The 15022-nt window shown below is 50.0% G+C and carries 10 protein-coding genes; 3 read left to right on the forward strand and 7 right to left on the reverse strand.

Features of this window, described 5'->3' with window-relative positions; translation table 11 throughout:
• Positions 1-306 precede the first annotated feature (306 nt).
• Complete coding sequence (locus tag JRJ22_RS15860; RefSeq protein ID WP_206105159.1) at positions 307-1062, forward strand: DeoR/GlpR family DNA-binding transcription regulator; 756 nt, start codon at positions 307-309, stop codon at positions 1060-1062.
• 82 nt (positions 1063-1144) lie between these two features.
• Here JRJ22_RS15860 and JRJ22_RS15865 read toward each other — a convergent pair whose 3' ends face one another.
• The 3 genes from JRJ22_RS15865 to zwf all read right to left on the reverse strand — a co-directional run bounded on the left by JRJ22_RS15865 (position 1145) and on the right by zwf (position 5261).
• Positions 1145-2425, reverse strand: a complete 1281-nt coding sequence (locus JRJ22_RS15865; protein WP_206100464.1) for an L-cysteine desulfidase family protein — start codon at positions 2423-2425, stop codon at positions 1145-1147.
• A gap of 344 nt (positions 2426-2769) precedes the next feature.
• The gene (gene gnd, locus JRJ22_RS15870) at positions 2770-3663 is read right to left on the reverse strand and encodes a phosphogluconate dehydrogenase (NAD(+)-dependent, decarboxylating) (protein ID WP_206100465.1); all 894 of its coding nucleotides are present in this window, start codon (positions 3661-3663) and stop codon (positions 2770-2772) included.
• Positions 3664-3722: 59 nt separating this feature from the next.
• Positions 3723-5261, reverse strand: coding sequence for a glucose-6-phosphate dehydrogenase (gene zwf / locus JRJ22_RS15875; RefSeq protein ID WP_206100466.1), 1539 nt, complete (start codon positions 5259-5261; stop codon positions 3723-3725).
• Positions 5262-5460: 199 nt separating this feature from the next.
• Between zwf and JRJ22_RS15880 the strand changes: the two genes are divergently transcribed.
• Positions 5461-5775 (forward strand): winged helix-turn-helix transcriptional regulator, encoded by a 315-nt coding sequence (locus JRJ22_RS15880; RefSeq protein WP_206100467.1) that lies wholly within the window; start codon positions 5461-5463, stop codon positions 5773-5775.
• A gap of 80 nt (positions 5776-5855) precedes the next feature.
• Here JRJ22_RS15880 and JRJ22_RS15885 read toward each other — a convergent pair whose 3' ends face one another.
• From JRJ22_RS15885 to JRJ22_RS15895, 3 genes are all read right to left on the reverse strand, one after another.
• The gene (locus JRJ22_RS15885) at positions 5856-10631 is read right to left on the reverse strand and encodes a LamG-like jellyroll fold domain-containing protein (protein ID WP_206100468.1); all 4776 of its coding nucleotides are present in this window, start codon (positions 10629-10631) and stop codon (positions 5856-5858) included.
• Between the two features lie 337 nt (positions 10632-10968).
• A complete protein-coding gene (locus tag JRJ22_RS15890) occupies positions 10969-11508 on the reverse strand; it encodes a GNAT family N-acetyltransferase (RefSeq protein WP_206100469.1) in 540 nt (179 codons plus the stop codon).
• Between the two features lie 27 nt (positions 11509-11535).
• Positions 11536-12447 carry a PadR family transcriptional regulator gene (locus tag JRJ22_RS15895; RefSeq protein WP_206100470.1) on the reverse strand — a complete coding sequence of 304 codons (912 nt, stop codon included), beginning with the start codon at positions 12445-12447 and terminating at the stop codon, positions 11536-11538.
• Positions 12448-12823: 376 nt separating this feature from the next.
• On the opposite strand from JRJ22_RS15895, the gene JRJ22_RS15900 reads away from it, so the two are divergent.
• Complete coding sequence (locus JRJ22_RS15900; protein WP_206105160.1) at positions 12824-13570, forward strand: YdcF family protein; 747 nt, start codon at positions 12824-12826, stop codon at positions 13568-13570.
• A gap of 249 nt (positions 13571-13819) precedes the next feature.
• On the opposite strand, the gene JRJ22_RS15905 is transcribed toward JRJ22_RS15900, so the two are convergent.
• Complete coding sequence (locus tag JRJ22_RS15905; protein WP_206100471.1) at positions 13820-15010, reverse strand: IS256 family transposase; 1191 nt, start codon at positions 15008-15010, stop codon at positions 13820-13822.
• Positions 15011-15022: the final 12 nt, after the last annotated feature.

Consider the following 15022-nt stretch of genomic DNA (forward strand, 5'->3'; position numbering starts at 1 on the left):
TGCAAGGTTTATCCTGGCTGCGGCACCTCAGGCTGGTCTCTGGAGTCATCGCAGCGGACCGTGCTCAGGCGCTAGTCTTATGAAGCATGCGCTTTCAAAGAGAAAATGAACATCTTTATCGTAGCGTTGTAAATCTGTGTTGTCAACAAATAATATATTATTTATGTTGTTTTTATTTGTTTAATGTTTGTTGTGTAGGGATTACAATATAAAGTATGTTGTTTTCAGTTATTTTATTGCAAAACACAGATATGCAGGTCTATATTTATATAACAGAATTTAAATAGCTGCAGAAAGGTGATTACGATGCTGGCTGCTGAAAGACGCAATAAAATAATAGATCTTGTCCATCAGGACAAGCGTGTGCTTGTCTCCGATCTGAGCCGCATGTTCGAGGTGACGGAAGAAACGATCCGCAGGGATCTGGAGAAGCTGGAGAAGGACGGTATTGTCAGCCGCACATATGGCGGGGCTATGCTGAACAGGCATACCAATGAGGATCTTCCGTTCGTAACCCGCAACGCGATTAACACGGATATTAAACGCAACATAGCGCTGAAGGCGCTTGATCTGATCAATGACGGGGATACGCTGATGGTAGACCCCAGTTCAACCTCTTTTGAGTTCCTCAAGCTGCTGGGTAACAAAAATAATCTGACGGTTATCACCAATTCAATCAACATTTTGCAGGAGTTCGCGAATTCCGGCATGAACATCATCTCTACCGGCGGTTCCCTGCGCCACCGCTCACTGTCACTGGTTGGTCCGGTCGCCCATGATACAATTCAGCGCTACAATGTCGATACTGCCGTGATCAGCTGCAAGGGAGTGGATTTGGAACGGGGAATTACGGACTCTAATGAACCGGAATGCGAGCTTAAGAAATATATGCTGCGCCAGGCCGAGAAGGTCGTGCTGCTCGCTGACCATACCAAGTTTAATAAGACCGCCTTTACGCAGCTGGTGGAGCTTGGCAGAATCGATATCCTGATTACAGACTGCAGACCCCCGGAGCCGTGGCTTAAGCGGCTGGCTGAGGAGAATATTGAAGTTCTCTATTAATAGAGTTGGTGCGATATACAAAAAGGACATCTCCCCTACTCCTGTCTGGGGAAATGCCCTTTTTTGTGCTGCAACGCTGTAGTTAACCTTTGGACAGCATAATATTCAAAATCGTCTCATCTGTTGCGGCAAGCCCTTCCTGGACCAGCCGTTCCATGTTGCGGATCGTATCCTCGACCTTTTCAAAAATCACGCCGTCATTGTCGGACGGTGAGATATTATTCATCGCCAGCGTTGCCGCCTGAATCGCGGCATTGGTGGAGGTGGAGATTTTGAGCGCACAGGTGGATTTCGCACCATCGCAGATCATGCCGGACAAGGAAGCAATCGTATTCTGGATTCCATGCTTGATTTGCTCCAGACTGCCGCCCATGAGATAGATGATGCCGCTGTTAGCTCCCACTCCGCCGGCAATGCCTGACCCGCACAGCGGTGAGAGGCGTCCGATATAATGTTTGACATGCACGGTAACCAGATTGCTGAGGGCGATGGCCCGGGCCAGCATTTCATCATCTTTGCCCAGAAGCTCCGCCAGCTTAATCACGGGCAGTGTGCAGGCTATCCCCTGATTTCCGCTTCCGGCAGTGGTCATCACAGGCATTGCACTGCCGTCCATCCGTGCATCAGAGGCCGCGGCCGTAGCAGCGATGACCGAATTCGCCACATCATTGCCGAACAGATTGACAGCGGAGCGCTGGCTCATCTTTTTACCGACTTGAAGGCCATAATCTCCCCGCAATCCCTCGTCCGAAATCGCCTTATTCATTCTGGCACCTTCCAAGAGAAACTCCAGCTCTGAATAATCCGTAGTGCAGACAAATTCAAAGATTCCTTCCAAAGAAACCGCATATGCCTCTGGACTCAGCAGATCATCTTCCCCGCAGTCCCCCTTGTCCTTCTGGATCCCGACCGGCATCCCATCCTTCTCCAGTAAGACAATATTGGTATGCTCTCCGGAAATAATTGCTGTTGCCTGGTGGTTAGCACTACTGACCCGGGCTTCAATATACAGTTTCTCCGGCGTATCTTTCAGTTCCACTTCCAACAGCTTGCGCCCGATGATTCTGTTAGCCTGCTCTAATTCTTCTGCAGTCAGTCCAGAGAGAATCTCCAGCTTCCTGTGTGACCGGTGGATTACTGCGCCAAGTGCGGCGGCAATCGGCAGTCCAGTCTGGCCAGTCCCGGGAATCCCGACTCCCATAGCATTCTTAATTATGTTTCCGCTAAGAAGCAGCCGGATGGACGTAATTTCCTCCTGCAGCAGCTCCGCAGCTAAGGAGACGGCATAGGCCACAGCGATCGGCTCTGTACAGCCTTCTGCCGGAACGATTTCCTTTTTGAGTACTTCCAATAGATTTACCATAGATTAGATCACCATTCCTCTAGTTGCCGGAGTTTATCCATTTATAGTACAACAGAGTGCAGGTTCTGGGGAACTGTATATTGTAATTGGTTAGATTTACTTTGTACCTGCTTCATTCATAAACACCCTGAGGTTCTCAGTAATTTCCTTCGATCTCGTGTGGTGTAAATAATGTTCCTCTTTTCCTTGTCTAAGCTTATCTTAAAGTGATCATTATAATATACAGACCTGCGATTCATATAAACATCCGTGACTGGATACTGCAGAGCACAAAGAAGCGGCAAACCCAGTGTCCTGTAAGGACATTGAGATTTGCCGCTCTTATATCTATATAGATGTGCAGATTATTTGGTCTCAACGGCGTGTCCGCCGAACTCGTTGCGTAGTGCGGCAACCACTTTACCGGTGAAGGTGTCGGTCTCCAGCGAACGGTAGCGCATCAGCAGCGCCATTGCGATAACCGGTGTAGCCGCCTGCAGATCAAACGCCGTTTCAAGTGTCCATCTGCCCTCTCCGGAGGAGTGCATAATCCCTTTGATCTCGTCCAGCTTCGCATCCTTCGAGAAGGCGCGCTCCACTAGCTCCATTAACCACGAGCGGATAACAGAGCCGTTGTTCCACACACGGGCTACCTGCTCGAAGTTAAAGTCAAAGCCGCTTTTCTCCAGCACTTCAAAGCCTTCCCCGATTGCAGCCATCATGCCGTATTCAATCCCGTTATGCACCATCTTCAGGAAGTGGCCGCTGCCGGACTTGCCGGCATACAGATAGCCGTTGTCCACAGAGGTATCACGGAACAGCGGCTCGGCAATCTTCCAGGCTTCCTCGTCTCCTCCGATCATGTAGCAGGCACCATTGCGTGCCCCTTCCATCCCGCCAGAGGTGCCGGCATCCAGGAAGTATATCCCTGATTGTTCAAGTTCATCATGGCGCCGGATGGATTCCTTGTAGTGCGAGTTCCCGGCCTCGATAATAATGTCACCTTTGGACAGCAGCGGAGTCAGCTCAGTAATTACAGAATCGACAAACTGATGCGGCACCATAATCCAGGCAATCCGCGGAGTATCCAGCTTGCTCACGAGTTCGGCCAGATTAGCCGCTCCTGAGGCCCCCTTCGCTCCAATCTCTTCAACGGCAGCAGCGCTTACGTCATACGCCACCACCTCATGTCCATGCTCCAACAGGTTCTGGCCCAGATTGAAGCCCATTTTTCCTAATCCGATCAATCCGACTTTCATTACATATCCCTCCGAATAGTATTTGTATAGGTAACTGTTAATAGTACAAAGAGAACGGTTTATGCCCCGGGCCGGATAACTTCTCCATCAAGACTGTGTACGGTATTCCGCTGACGCAGCCCCACAGGTGCTTCCTCATCCAGCCACCAGTGATCTTCCCCAAGCAATTCAGCAGCCGCATCCGGACCAAAAGAGCCCGAAGCATACGTGTGAAGCGGAAGCGATCCTTCCTCTGTAGCTTCGATAATCGGCTGTACCCACTGCCAGGACAACTCCACTTCATCCCAATGGGCGAAGAAAGTAGCATCCCCGAGCAGCGCATCATAGATCAGATTCTCATAGGCTTCCGGCAGGTCCGGATTGGCCGAATCATGTTTGATACTGACCGGTTCAAGCTGTCCGTGCTGGCGCGGGTTTTTGGTGTTCAGCTGCAGTGAGATACCTTCGCCGGGGCCGATTTCGATCACCAGCAGGTTCGGGTCAAGCTGGGTATTCCCTCTGTTTTTGTTATGAAAGTCATTAAACGGTTCCTTGAATTCTATAACGATCCGGGTCGATTTCTCCTTCATACGTTTGCCGGTGCGGATATAGAAAGGCACTTCACTCCACATCGGATCATCAATCCACAGGCGGGCGGCGATGTAAGTCTCATTCTGCGAGGAAGCATCAATGCCCGGTTCGGCAGTATAGGCAGGGACCTCTTTGCCTTTAATCTCCCCAGCGCCGTATTGTCCGCGCACCACATGCTGAGTGACCTCCTCCTTCAGCAGCGGACGTAAGGACTGGATCACATGCCGCTTCTTGCTGCGGACATCCTCGGGGGTGCTGCCCTTAGGAAGCTGCATGGCCATCATCATCAGGAGCTGCAGCATATGATTCTGGAACATGTCGCGCAGCGCACCCGCCTTGTCATAATAGCCTGCCCGCTCTTCCACACCGACAGTCTCAGCAGCCGTAATCTGGACATTCGCGATATAACGGTTTTGCCATAATGCCCGGAGCACAGGGTTCGAATACTTCAAAACTTCCAGGTTCTGCACCATTGGCTTACCGAGGAAGTGATCAATCCGGAAAATTTCTTCTTCCTTAAAGGCCGCATTCAGACTGTTATTCAGCTCCCGCGCAGACTGCAAATCTCTGCCGAAGGGCTTCTCGATAATCAGGCGTTTCCAGCCGTTTGTGTCTCCAAGGCCGCTGGCCTCGATATTACCGGCAATTGGACCGAAGAATTCAGGGCCGACAGACAAATAAAACATCCGGTTACCGGGAATGTTCAGCTCTTCTTCACGGCGGCGCACATGACCCAGCAGCTTCGTATAATCCTCCGGACGTCCCACGTCCAGCACACTATATTCAAAAGCCAGCAGAAACTTCTGCAGCTCGGCTGAATCTTTTACCGGATGGCGGGAAAAGGTACACAGCGAATCCAGCACCTGCGCCTGGAACGTTTCATTGCTAAGCTCCCGTCTGCCGAGTCCAATCACAGAGAGAGGACCGGAAAGCTTGCCATCTGCGAACAGATTATATAAAGCCGGATAAATTTTGCGTTTAGCCAAATCCCCGGTAGCACCAAAAAGCACAAATGTTGATGATTCCACTTTCATTCCTCCCGTTATTATCCAATGTTTATTAGGTTACTTTTAATCACTCGCAAACTTTAATATAACACATCATACGACTGTAAAATTCATTCGTCAACCTCATTTTGACATTTACGAAAAGTACTTATTTTCACGAAGTTTTAACTATGTTATAGTTAGTTGGCTATTAATAATAACTACTAAGGGCTGATGCTGAGTGAAGCAGGAGATTAGGCCGTTACTTGCCAAAGTGGAGCATGCCTATCATATTGTCGGAAAAAAATGGGTAAATCTGATCATCCATGTGCTAATGGAAGGGCCAAGGCGGTTCAGTGAGCTGCATACCATCATCCCGGATCTAAGCAAACGCATGCTGAATGAACGCCTGAAGGAGCTTGAAGACTGCGGTCTGCTCAGCCGGGCAGTAATCCCGGACAGGCCGGTCCGGACAGAATATTCGCTAACGCAAAAAGGGCAGGAGCTTGGAGCTGCGCTCTGCCATGTTGAGGATTGGGCTGTGAAGTGGCTGTGAGGACGTTAATCGTAAAAAAAGCGGAGCCTGCGGCTCCGCTTTAGGTCATTCATTGTGCTGCATCGAAAATCCAGTTCATCCTACTTACCATACTGCTGATATTCCGCCTTCACTTTTTCCGGCGTTAGTACATTGTTATAGATCTTCAACTCGTCGATCAAACCTTTATAAGGAGTATCCCAGTAATTCACACCCAACGTGAAGATCCCATTATTATTCTTGAAAATATTTGGGAAGTCGGTGCCTGAAAACTTTTCTTCGCCGTTGATATACAGCTTGACCGCTCCGTTATAGACTGTAAAAACTACATGCGTCCATTGATTTTCAGCAATTTTGATTCCGGCTGTTGCCCGGTAGGCCGCATTCGCCCATAGCACTGTTTCTTTGTCGGCGAGCTGCGGAACAAGACTGATCCAGCTGCTATTCGAGCTTGCCCCAAAGAAGGCTGTCGTAAAGTTGGTCAGCTGCTCGGGATTTAGCCACATGGAAACGGAATAGCTATTGCTGTTGATCAAGCCGTCAGGCAGGCGGATTCCGGACATGCCGTCCAATAATGCGGCTTGACCCGAAATACCAGTGCCGTAGGTGATACTTCCAACAGTAGTACTGTCGATAAGCGAACCCGTTACTCTGCCTTCACCGGTGAGCTGATGGGATTCCTTCAAGTCCCCGTCAAAAGAGAATACGGCGACAAGCCCGTCCGTTACCTTTACTGTATAGCTGCCAGTTACATTACTTCCATCTGTGGAAGCTGCGGTGATTACCGCTTCACCGACTGCCTTAGCGGTCACCACGCCTGTTACTGGATCAACTTCTGCAAATTCAGGTGCACTTGAGGTCCATGCCAGAGCTTGATTTCCGGCATTCCCCGGAAGGATCGCAGGCTGCGAAGTAAAGGTATTGCCTGTGGCTACACTTTTCTCGGTATCGGCAAATGAAATGGAAGTCACCTTAACATTCGCATCAGGTTCACCGTTCACAAGCCATCCGACGGCTTCCGGAGTCAGCGCTTTCTCATATACCCGGAACTGATCGATCAGACCTTTATAAGGGATATCCCAATAATTGACGCCAAGTGCAAACACACCATCCGTTCCTTTGAAGACATCTGTAAAGGATGTGCCCGAATATTTAAGCACTCCGTTCACATACAGCTTGACTGCTCCGGCATCATAAGTGAACGTGATATGTGACCACTTACCGGCTGGAATCTGCAGACCGGCATCCGCGTCAAGCCAGGTATCACTACCGAACCACATCCGCGTGGTGGCTGCACCATTACCGTATGGCAGAAGGCTTATCCAGTTGCTTGAAGATTGGGCACCGAAAAATGCCGGTGTATAGGCTGTAAGCTGTTCTGGATTCAGCCATAGGCTGATTGTATACGCGTTGCTGCTGATCAGTCCGTCCGGCAGGCGGACACCGGAGCTGCCATCCAGCTTAACGGCCTGGCCGTTTTCCCCCTCCACATAGCTTACTTTTCCATCAGTGGTGTTAATCAGCTTGCCTGTGACAGTAGCTGCAGCCAGGCGGTCACCGTTCTCTGCCAGATTGCCTTCAAAATCATATGCTGCAACCAAACCGTCTTCGAGCTGAGTGCCGCTTAGCTGCACTACAACCACTGTAAAGGTCTTGGTTACCGCCGCTTCACCAAGCTTGATAGTGGCTGTAAGCTGCACCGATGCTTTTCCGCTGCCTGCTGCAGGGCGTGTTACTTTCCCGTCTGCTGCAACTACAGCTTCATTGGAAGAAGCCCAAGTGATAACCGCTCCATGTACACCGGAAACCGGCAGTTTCAGATCCCGGTAGACCTTGCTTGTATCGCCCAGAGTTAGGCTATTCGCCACATTAACAACCAGTTCTTCATCGCTGAGCAGCTCTATGGCACTGCCCCAGACCGCTACGTCCTGGTCGGACATTGCCGTAAAGACCATAACATTGTCTTTCCGGGTAGAATCCCATTGCTTCACAAATACACCTTTGTAAAGTCTCTGTACAGTGCTGCCATTGTCCGTTTCGTTGATCAGCAGATGGGCGTAATAATCACCTGTAAGTTCCCAAGTTCCGCTAACCGCTCCGCCAAGGGTACCGTCTTCAAGCAGTTCAACGTCAACTGTGGATTTAATCTTAGCTGAGGTATCCTCGCCGTGATTGACAAACTGATACGCACCGACCACATCGGCACGCCCAACCTTAGACAGCGTCTCGCCGGAATAACGGTGAGGTGCGACAACCGGCCAGGCATCTTCATTCATGAACATCTGGTGCACCCGCACCTCATGGGTTTCGCCGCGCAGCGGGAATCTCGTATGGAAGAAATTAAAGAGCTTGCCCTCTTCCTCGTTATAATAGACTGAATTATGGCCTGAGGATACATAGCCGTACGTAGGGAAATCAGCCACTCCGTTCAGATTGCTGAACATGAAGTTCCCCAGCAGTTTATTGCCAATGGCTGAATGATCTTCATCGGTCTCCAGTACAGCATTTTGGCCTGTAGCATCCTTATATGGACCGTCCGGATTCGCGGAACGGAACAGCCGCATATTGTAACCGCCGTCCGATGCAAGTCCGCCGTAAGTCACATACAGATAGTAATAGTCAGTATTTTTATCATAGACTATATACGGGCCTTCGCCTGATTTGAAATTACCGCCGGAAATTTTCGTTCCAAAATAACGGTCAATGATTCTGCCGTCTGCCGTCGTGCCGTCTTTTCCCGGATACTTCGGTTCGCCGGTCGCAGGATCTACTTCCAGCACAAAAATCCCGCCTGACCAAGATCCATAGGTCATCCACAGCTTGCCGTCCTCGTCATAGAACAGGGTTGGATCAATCGCATTGGTGTACATTTTATTGTTGTACGTTCCGTTCGTATTGAACCAGGCCGGATTCATGCCATCCAGCGTCCCGTTGTCAATCAGCGCCTGAATGTTCGTATTGGTCCACTTCTTGTTGACCTTACTGTTGGCATCATAGGCTTCACCTGCGGTGAATCCGGAATATATTACAGTTCCGCCGTAGACGTAAGGACCTTCAATAGTCTGCGAAACGGCATAGCCAATAGCAGAGCGGATGTAGGTGGAAGAGGTGCAGTAATACATCATATAAGCGCCTTTGCTTCCATCCTTGTTCACATAATCCGCATTCCAGAACACATCAGGTGCCCAGACGGAGAAGCCGCCTTTGCTGTCCGAATCATTCTCCCCGGCCCAGGCGAAGGATTCTGCCAGATTCGCGGACAGATCACCGAAGAGCATGTTGTCCGGCGTCGTATAGCCGTTGGTGAAGGTGCTCCAGTTCATCAGATCCTTAGTTTTGGCTGCCTCAATATGTGAACCAAAGACATAATAGGTATCGCCGTTCTTTACAACCGACGGGTCATGCACGGATACGTTGCTGAACGCCGGCGCAGTCGCCACCGGTGAAGGGGCCGGCGTAGCCGTAGCCGTCGGTGCCGGTGTGGCCGTTGATGTCGGTACCGGCGTAGCCGTAGCTGTCGGTGTGGCTGTTGATGTCGGTTCCGGTGATGCTGTAGTTCCGCCGCCGCTGCTTACTGTAGCTGTAGCTGTTGCCGTTGGTGCCGGTGTCTCCAGCTTAATCAGGGAGCTGTACTTCTGGTCAAATGTCACCTTTCCGCTGCCTTGAATATTAACAGCTTCGCTCACATTTGGAATCAGATTGATGATTTCTGTTCCGGCTTCCAAGCGGAGCCCCGCTTTGAGGTTCAGCGTCATTTCAGAGATTCTGCCTTTGCTTAAGTACAATGTTGGCTCGCCGAGTGCGTTCATGATTACCGAGTCGAAGCTGCCGCTCAGTTGAACGACTGCAGCCTTAGGCAGTGTCTGTTCCACTGTGACTTTACCGAAGCCTGCCCCGGTTGCCACAGCATCCTCTTCAAGCTTCACACCCGACTGAACCTTTACATCTGCTACAGCACTGCTGCCTTTTGCCGCAATACGCAGCTTTCCATTCTTCTTAGCTGCCACTAAGACAGCAGCCGTTGAATTGTTCAGGACGACGCTGTTTTCCCCGCCGCCGGTCACCACGATTTTGCCCGCAACCTTAACATTATCAAGTGTAATATCACCTTCAGCAATACCCTCAGTGAGATACAGATTGCCCGTAATGCTGGTGTTCTTGAGCTCTACTCCGGCAGCCCCGATAACCACGTTAGAGGTATTTAGAGCGTTATAGCTGCCGCTTTTTAGAATGATTTGTCCGGACAGCTTACTGATCATTCGCAGTGCTTCTGCTCTGGTTACTGAACGCAAGCCTTTAAAGCTGCCATCTTCGTAACCGCTGAGGAAGCCGTCGCCAAGCAAGGAAAGCACAGCTTCCCTGCTCCACTCCGGAAGCTCCGCAGCATCTTTAGGTGCGGCAGCAGCCGAAGAAGCATCTAACTGAAACAGCCGGTACAGCATTACAGCTGCTTCCTGGCGGCTTACGCTCTGGGCCGGACGAAATGTACCGTCGCTGTATCCCGACACATATCCGGCAGAGACCGCTTTCATAATCTCCGTATAATAAGCACTGCCTTCAGCAACATCACTAAAACTGCTCCCGCTTAGGGACTGCAGATTGAACACTCTGTTGACCAGTGAAACCCACTCTGCGCGGGTGATATTCTGATCCGGTTTATACACGCCTTTCCCATAACCCGTGATTAGCCCGTTCTCTACCCATGACTGAAAATCAGCCTCTGCCCAGTGTCCCTTATAGTCAGACACCGTGGTTTGGGTAAGCTGTCCCGTCTTGCCGGGTTCGTTCACCGTCCCGGAAGCCCCCATCACCTGAGAAGGTACGAGCAGCAGCAGCGCAAGGAGCGAAGCGGTTAGCTTGCCAGTTGTTTTGTTCAAGATGTAAGATCCTCCGATTCTAAAGAGTTGTTTAAGAAGAAACTAAGCGGTAGTTCTGGTACGCAGCAACCTCCTTTTCAGCTCAGATATAAAACGCTTTCATGAAATAAATGAAAAAATGTTCTCCAGCGAGTTATGGTTTATTTTATATAAATTCGAACCAAATATCGTGAGAACAACTTGAACGGTTTTATTTTAATGGCATAATCAGCAATTAGTCAATTAGAATTTTTTATTAAACTAAATCTTTTTATATTTTTGTTGATAATAATCGATTGCAACCAAAAAAAGCATGAACTGATCATCGAGATCTGTTCCATGCTAATTATTAACCCTGCTATTCAAATATCAGATACCAGTAAATTGCGGCTTCCTTCGTCTGGGGATGCAAACCCTTGTAGAGAAGATAATCAAATCCGCCGATCACAAAACCGCAGCTTTCATAGAATTGGCATGCCCTGACGTTATTGTTTTGCGTTTCTAACATGAGGCCCGGCATGCCGCCCGCCTCCGCCCAGAGCCTGGCCTGCCTGATCAGCTGCCGGCCGATGCCGAATCCCCTATATTCGTTGTCTACTTTCAGACAATCTACAAAGCCGTATTTGTTCCAGTTCTCTTTTAACAAAATCTGCCCTACGATGACTTCCCCCGCATAAGCCAAAAAACACTTCTTCTTTGGGTTTCCGATATATTCCGCGTAATCGCCGGCAGATATTTCTTCATAACTTTTCCGGTAACCGGCCAGCTCAGTAATTGTATATCCAATCTGCCCACCGTTAATAGTTAAGTTCAGCATGGAATCAATGGTAAAACTGCTGTCGATTTCTATGCTCCGTGCTTGCTCCAAGTGGCTCAGTTCCCTGATCTGAATGTCCATAGGCTCACTCCATCAACAATTTCGATTTCACACTTGCAGCAGCCATGCTTCCGCATCAGCTTCCAGCGCGAACACTCTGAAGGTATTACCTTGGCTCAACTCTGCCAGCAGCTCTTTGAACCTCCCCTTGCCCGCCTGATCCCTGTTAATAATAGCAGCTGCTGTGATCCGATAGTTGATAAATTTTTGCAGTGCCGTTCCGGCCAGACCCGTCCGCAGATTGTAAAAGTCATCCGACAGCACCTCTTCATGAAGCAGCACCTTATAAATATTGTGCTCCATGCAGACGCCAACCAGATCCAGAATATCCTGTTCCGTGCTGAGCATAAGGTCTGATGACCTGAAGGCGATGTACTGCTCGTCTTCTTTGGTAATCACTTGAATATTCATAACATCCGCTTCCTCCTCATGAATAATGGCCTCACGTACCTCGCGAATCCATTGCAGCTCGCTGGTGTAGGTCGAGAGGATATTGGCATCGATCATCCTCCAGATCAGTGCTTCCCGCGGGCTTCTGTCCGGTGCAACCCCCCCCTTTGCCGCCTTCCCCTGCTCCAATTGAATCAGTGAGCGGATTTCCTGCTCGTAGCCGTCAAGCAACCGCAGGATTTCGTCTGTCTCCAGCCCGTTACACCAGGCCAGCTGGATAAGAAAGGTCTTCCGGACTTCCGGCTGCTCCGGGGAGGACAGCACCCAGCGTCTGAGCTCCTGCTGCCCTGCAGCGGTAATTGTATAGATCTTCTTAGAAGGCGAGCTCTCCTGATGCTTGACTTCATTCGTTACATACCCCTCGTTCAACAGCTCTACCAGCGCTTTGTAAATCTGGTTATTGTTGCCCGACCAGTACATGAACGTGGATTCCTGGATAAGTTTCTTCAAGTCATAGCCGCTTAACGGCCTGCTGCTCAGGAGGCCTAATATGGCATTGTTAATCGACATCTGCATTCACTCCGATTGTTTTATCATATGTTAACAGTAACATATGTTATACAGAAATTACAAATCATATTTCCGTACGCACAGTCCGGAATCTGTTGCGATTTACTGTAACAGCACAAAAGGTCCCGCTGATTACCGAGTCTGTCGGCTACCGCGACATGGATCCCTTTAACACAGTCGTTAAAAAAATAACATGAGTCACTCCCCGGCAATACCGCAAAGCAGTTCAATCCACTAGCAGAGACCCGCTCAATAAGTTGTAAATAAACAGCCGTACCGGATTCCCGCCCCGCCAGATCCAGAAGCACCTGCTAATTACTTCATGGTACAATACGGCTAGAGATTAATACATCTAAGGGAAGGGCGGTTGATCCTGCTGATTTATCTTATTAAATTTGCGTACAGCTTCATTCTGCCGCCGGGGCTATTCGTCGTACTGTTGGCTGCACTGGCCATTTGGCTGTGGCGCAGCAGCCGACGTCAGGCCATGGTGTTGTCAGCCGTTACGCTGCTGCTCTATCTCTCGATGACTCCTTGGGTAGGCGACGCACTGATCCGCAGCCTGGAGAATAATTACGAGCAGCCAGCCCGAATTACCGGCGATGTTATTGTAGTGCTGGGCGGAGGCGCAACCTCCGGCACTCCCGATATTGACGGTGAAGGCAATCTGCTGGGTTCAGCAGCTAACCGTCTGCTCACCGGAGTTCGGCTGTACCGCTTAAACGGGCTTCCGGTCCTATACTCCGGCGGACAGGTGTTCAGCGACAGCGGCAACGAGGCTGATACCGCAAAACGGCAATTGCTTGGCCTCGGGATTCCGGAAGAAGACATTATACCGGAGAACCAGTCGCTTAACACGGAACAGAATGCCGTGAATACCGCTGTACTCATGAAGGAACTGGGGCTCCGCCAGCCTATTCTGGTGACATCCGCCTTTCATATGTCCCGGGCGATGGCACAGTTCCATGAGGCCGGACTGGATCCGCTGGCGTATCCGACAGACTATACTGCCAGCCGGGGTACGGCACTGTATCCCGGGAAGTTCGCCCCTTCAGGGAGTGCGCTCCAAAGTACCGGACTGGCACTGAAAGAATACTTGGGACTTTTAGCGGCCCGGTTTTAAATCGGTTATAAGAAAATAGCAAAGAAAGCGGCTCTTCCACGAAATCCGTATTTGACTTTTATTCGCTCACCGCTTTTTTGAGAATTTAGAGGGAAAAATGCCTGCTAATTCCGAATGGAACGCCTTTATTTGGTAGCGTCAAGAAGTTTGTGTAAGAGAGCAGAATGTAACTTCTCGGGTGTTCGTTGGTAAGTGCAGATGTTCTTTGGGGCGGGGGAGACCCCGCCCCAAAGAACAAGGGATTTCGAGTTACTTCTCTGGCTCTGCCTGCGCTGGATATCGCTCTTCAAACATCTCATTTAGTTTCTTCTTTACTTCCAGATCGCCGAAGCCGCGAATGACCCGTTCGCTAAAACGTTCGTTGTAATCGATGACGTCCAGGTAGACAATTTTCTCTGCCGCATCCATATTCGTGAGGCTGTTCATCGGCTTCAGGCGTTTTCGAATTTCCTTGTTCATTCGTTCAATCGGATTGGATGTGTAGATGGCTTCTTTTATGAGCACGGGATACTTGTAAAAGGTCAGCAGCGTCGGTAACTGTTCTTCCCAGGACCGCATTTCTTTCGGGTAGAGCTTGCCCCATTTGGCCTTCACCGTGTCAAACGCAGCCCGGGCCAGATCATGGTCTGCAGCCGTGTAGATGGTCTTCAGATCTTCAATGACTTCCGTTTTGTGCTGAACTCGAATTTTCGGAAAGGTCGAACGCACTTTGTGGACGATACAATGCTGCACATCCGCCTTCGGATAGGTTTCACGAAACGCTGCATCGAGTCCCGGCAGCCCATCAAATACGCCCAGCAAGACTTCCTGGACACCACGGTTGTAAAGGTCTTTCAGCACCTCACGCCAGCCGTTTGCGCTCTCCTGGCCGCCTACGTAAAAGCCAAGGATCTGCCGGTGACCCTCTTCGTCGATACCCATGGCGAAATAAACGACTTCTCCGCTCACGGTGCTGCGCTTGAGCTTCACATATAGGCCGTCCAGGTAGATCACGGAGTAGCGTTTGTTTAACGGGCGTTTCTGCCACTGATGAATGTCGTCAAGTACCGTAGCTGTAATGTTGCTGACGGTGGTGGGTGAGTAGTGGCTGCCGAACATACTTTCAATGAACCGGGCCACATCTCGCGTTCCCATGCCACTTTTGTACATCTGGATGACGGCCTCCTCCAGCCATCCGTCCCGCCGCTGGTAGGGCTCGAACAACTGCGTTTGGAAAGCTCCCTGACGGTCCCTAGGAACGGCCAGATCCTCAACATTACCGTATTTCGTGTGCAGATCCCGGGTGTAGTATCCGTTACGGCTGTTGTGATTCCCTGCCTCATCACTGGTCATGAATTGCTGGATTTCCGCTTTCATAATGGACTCCAGATTATCTTTTACAAACTGGGTGACAAGATTTTCAAATAGATTATTTAACATGTTTTCGGGTAGAATAGTCATCGAGTAGGGTTC

The sequence above is a fragment of the Paenibacillus tianjinensis genome (genome assembly GCF_017086365.1).
GTDB lineage: Bacteria > Bacillota > Bacilli > Paenibacillales > Paenibacillaceae > Paenibacillus_AQ > Paenibacillus_AQ tianjinensis.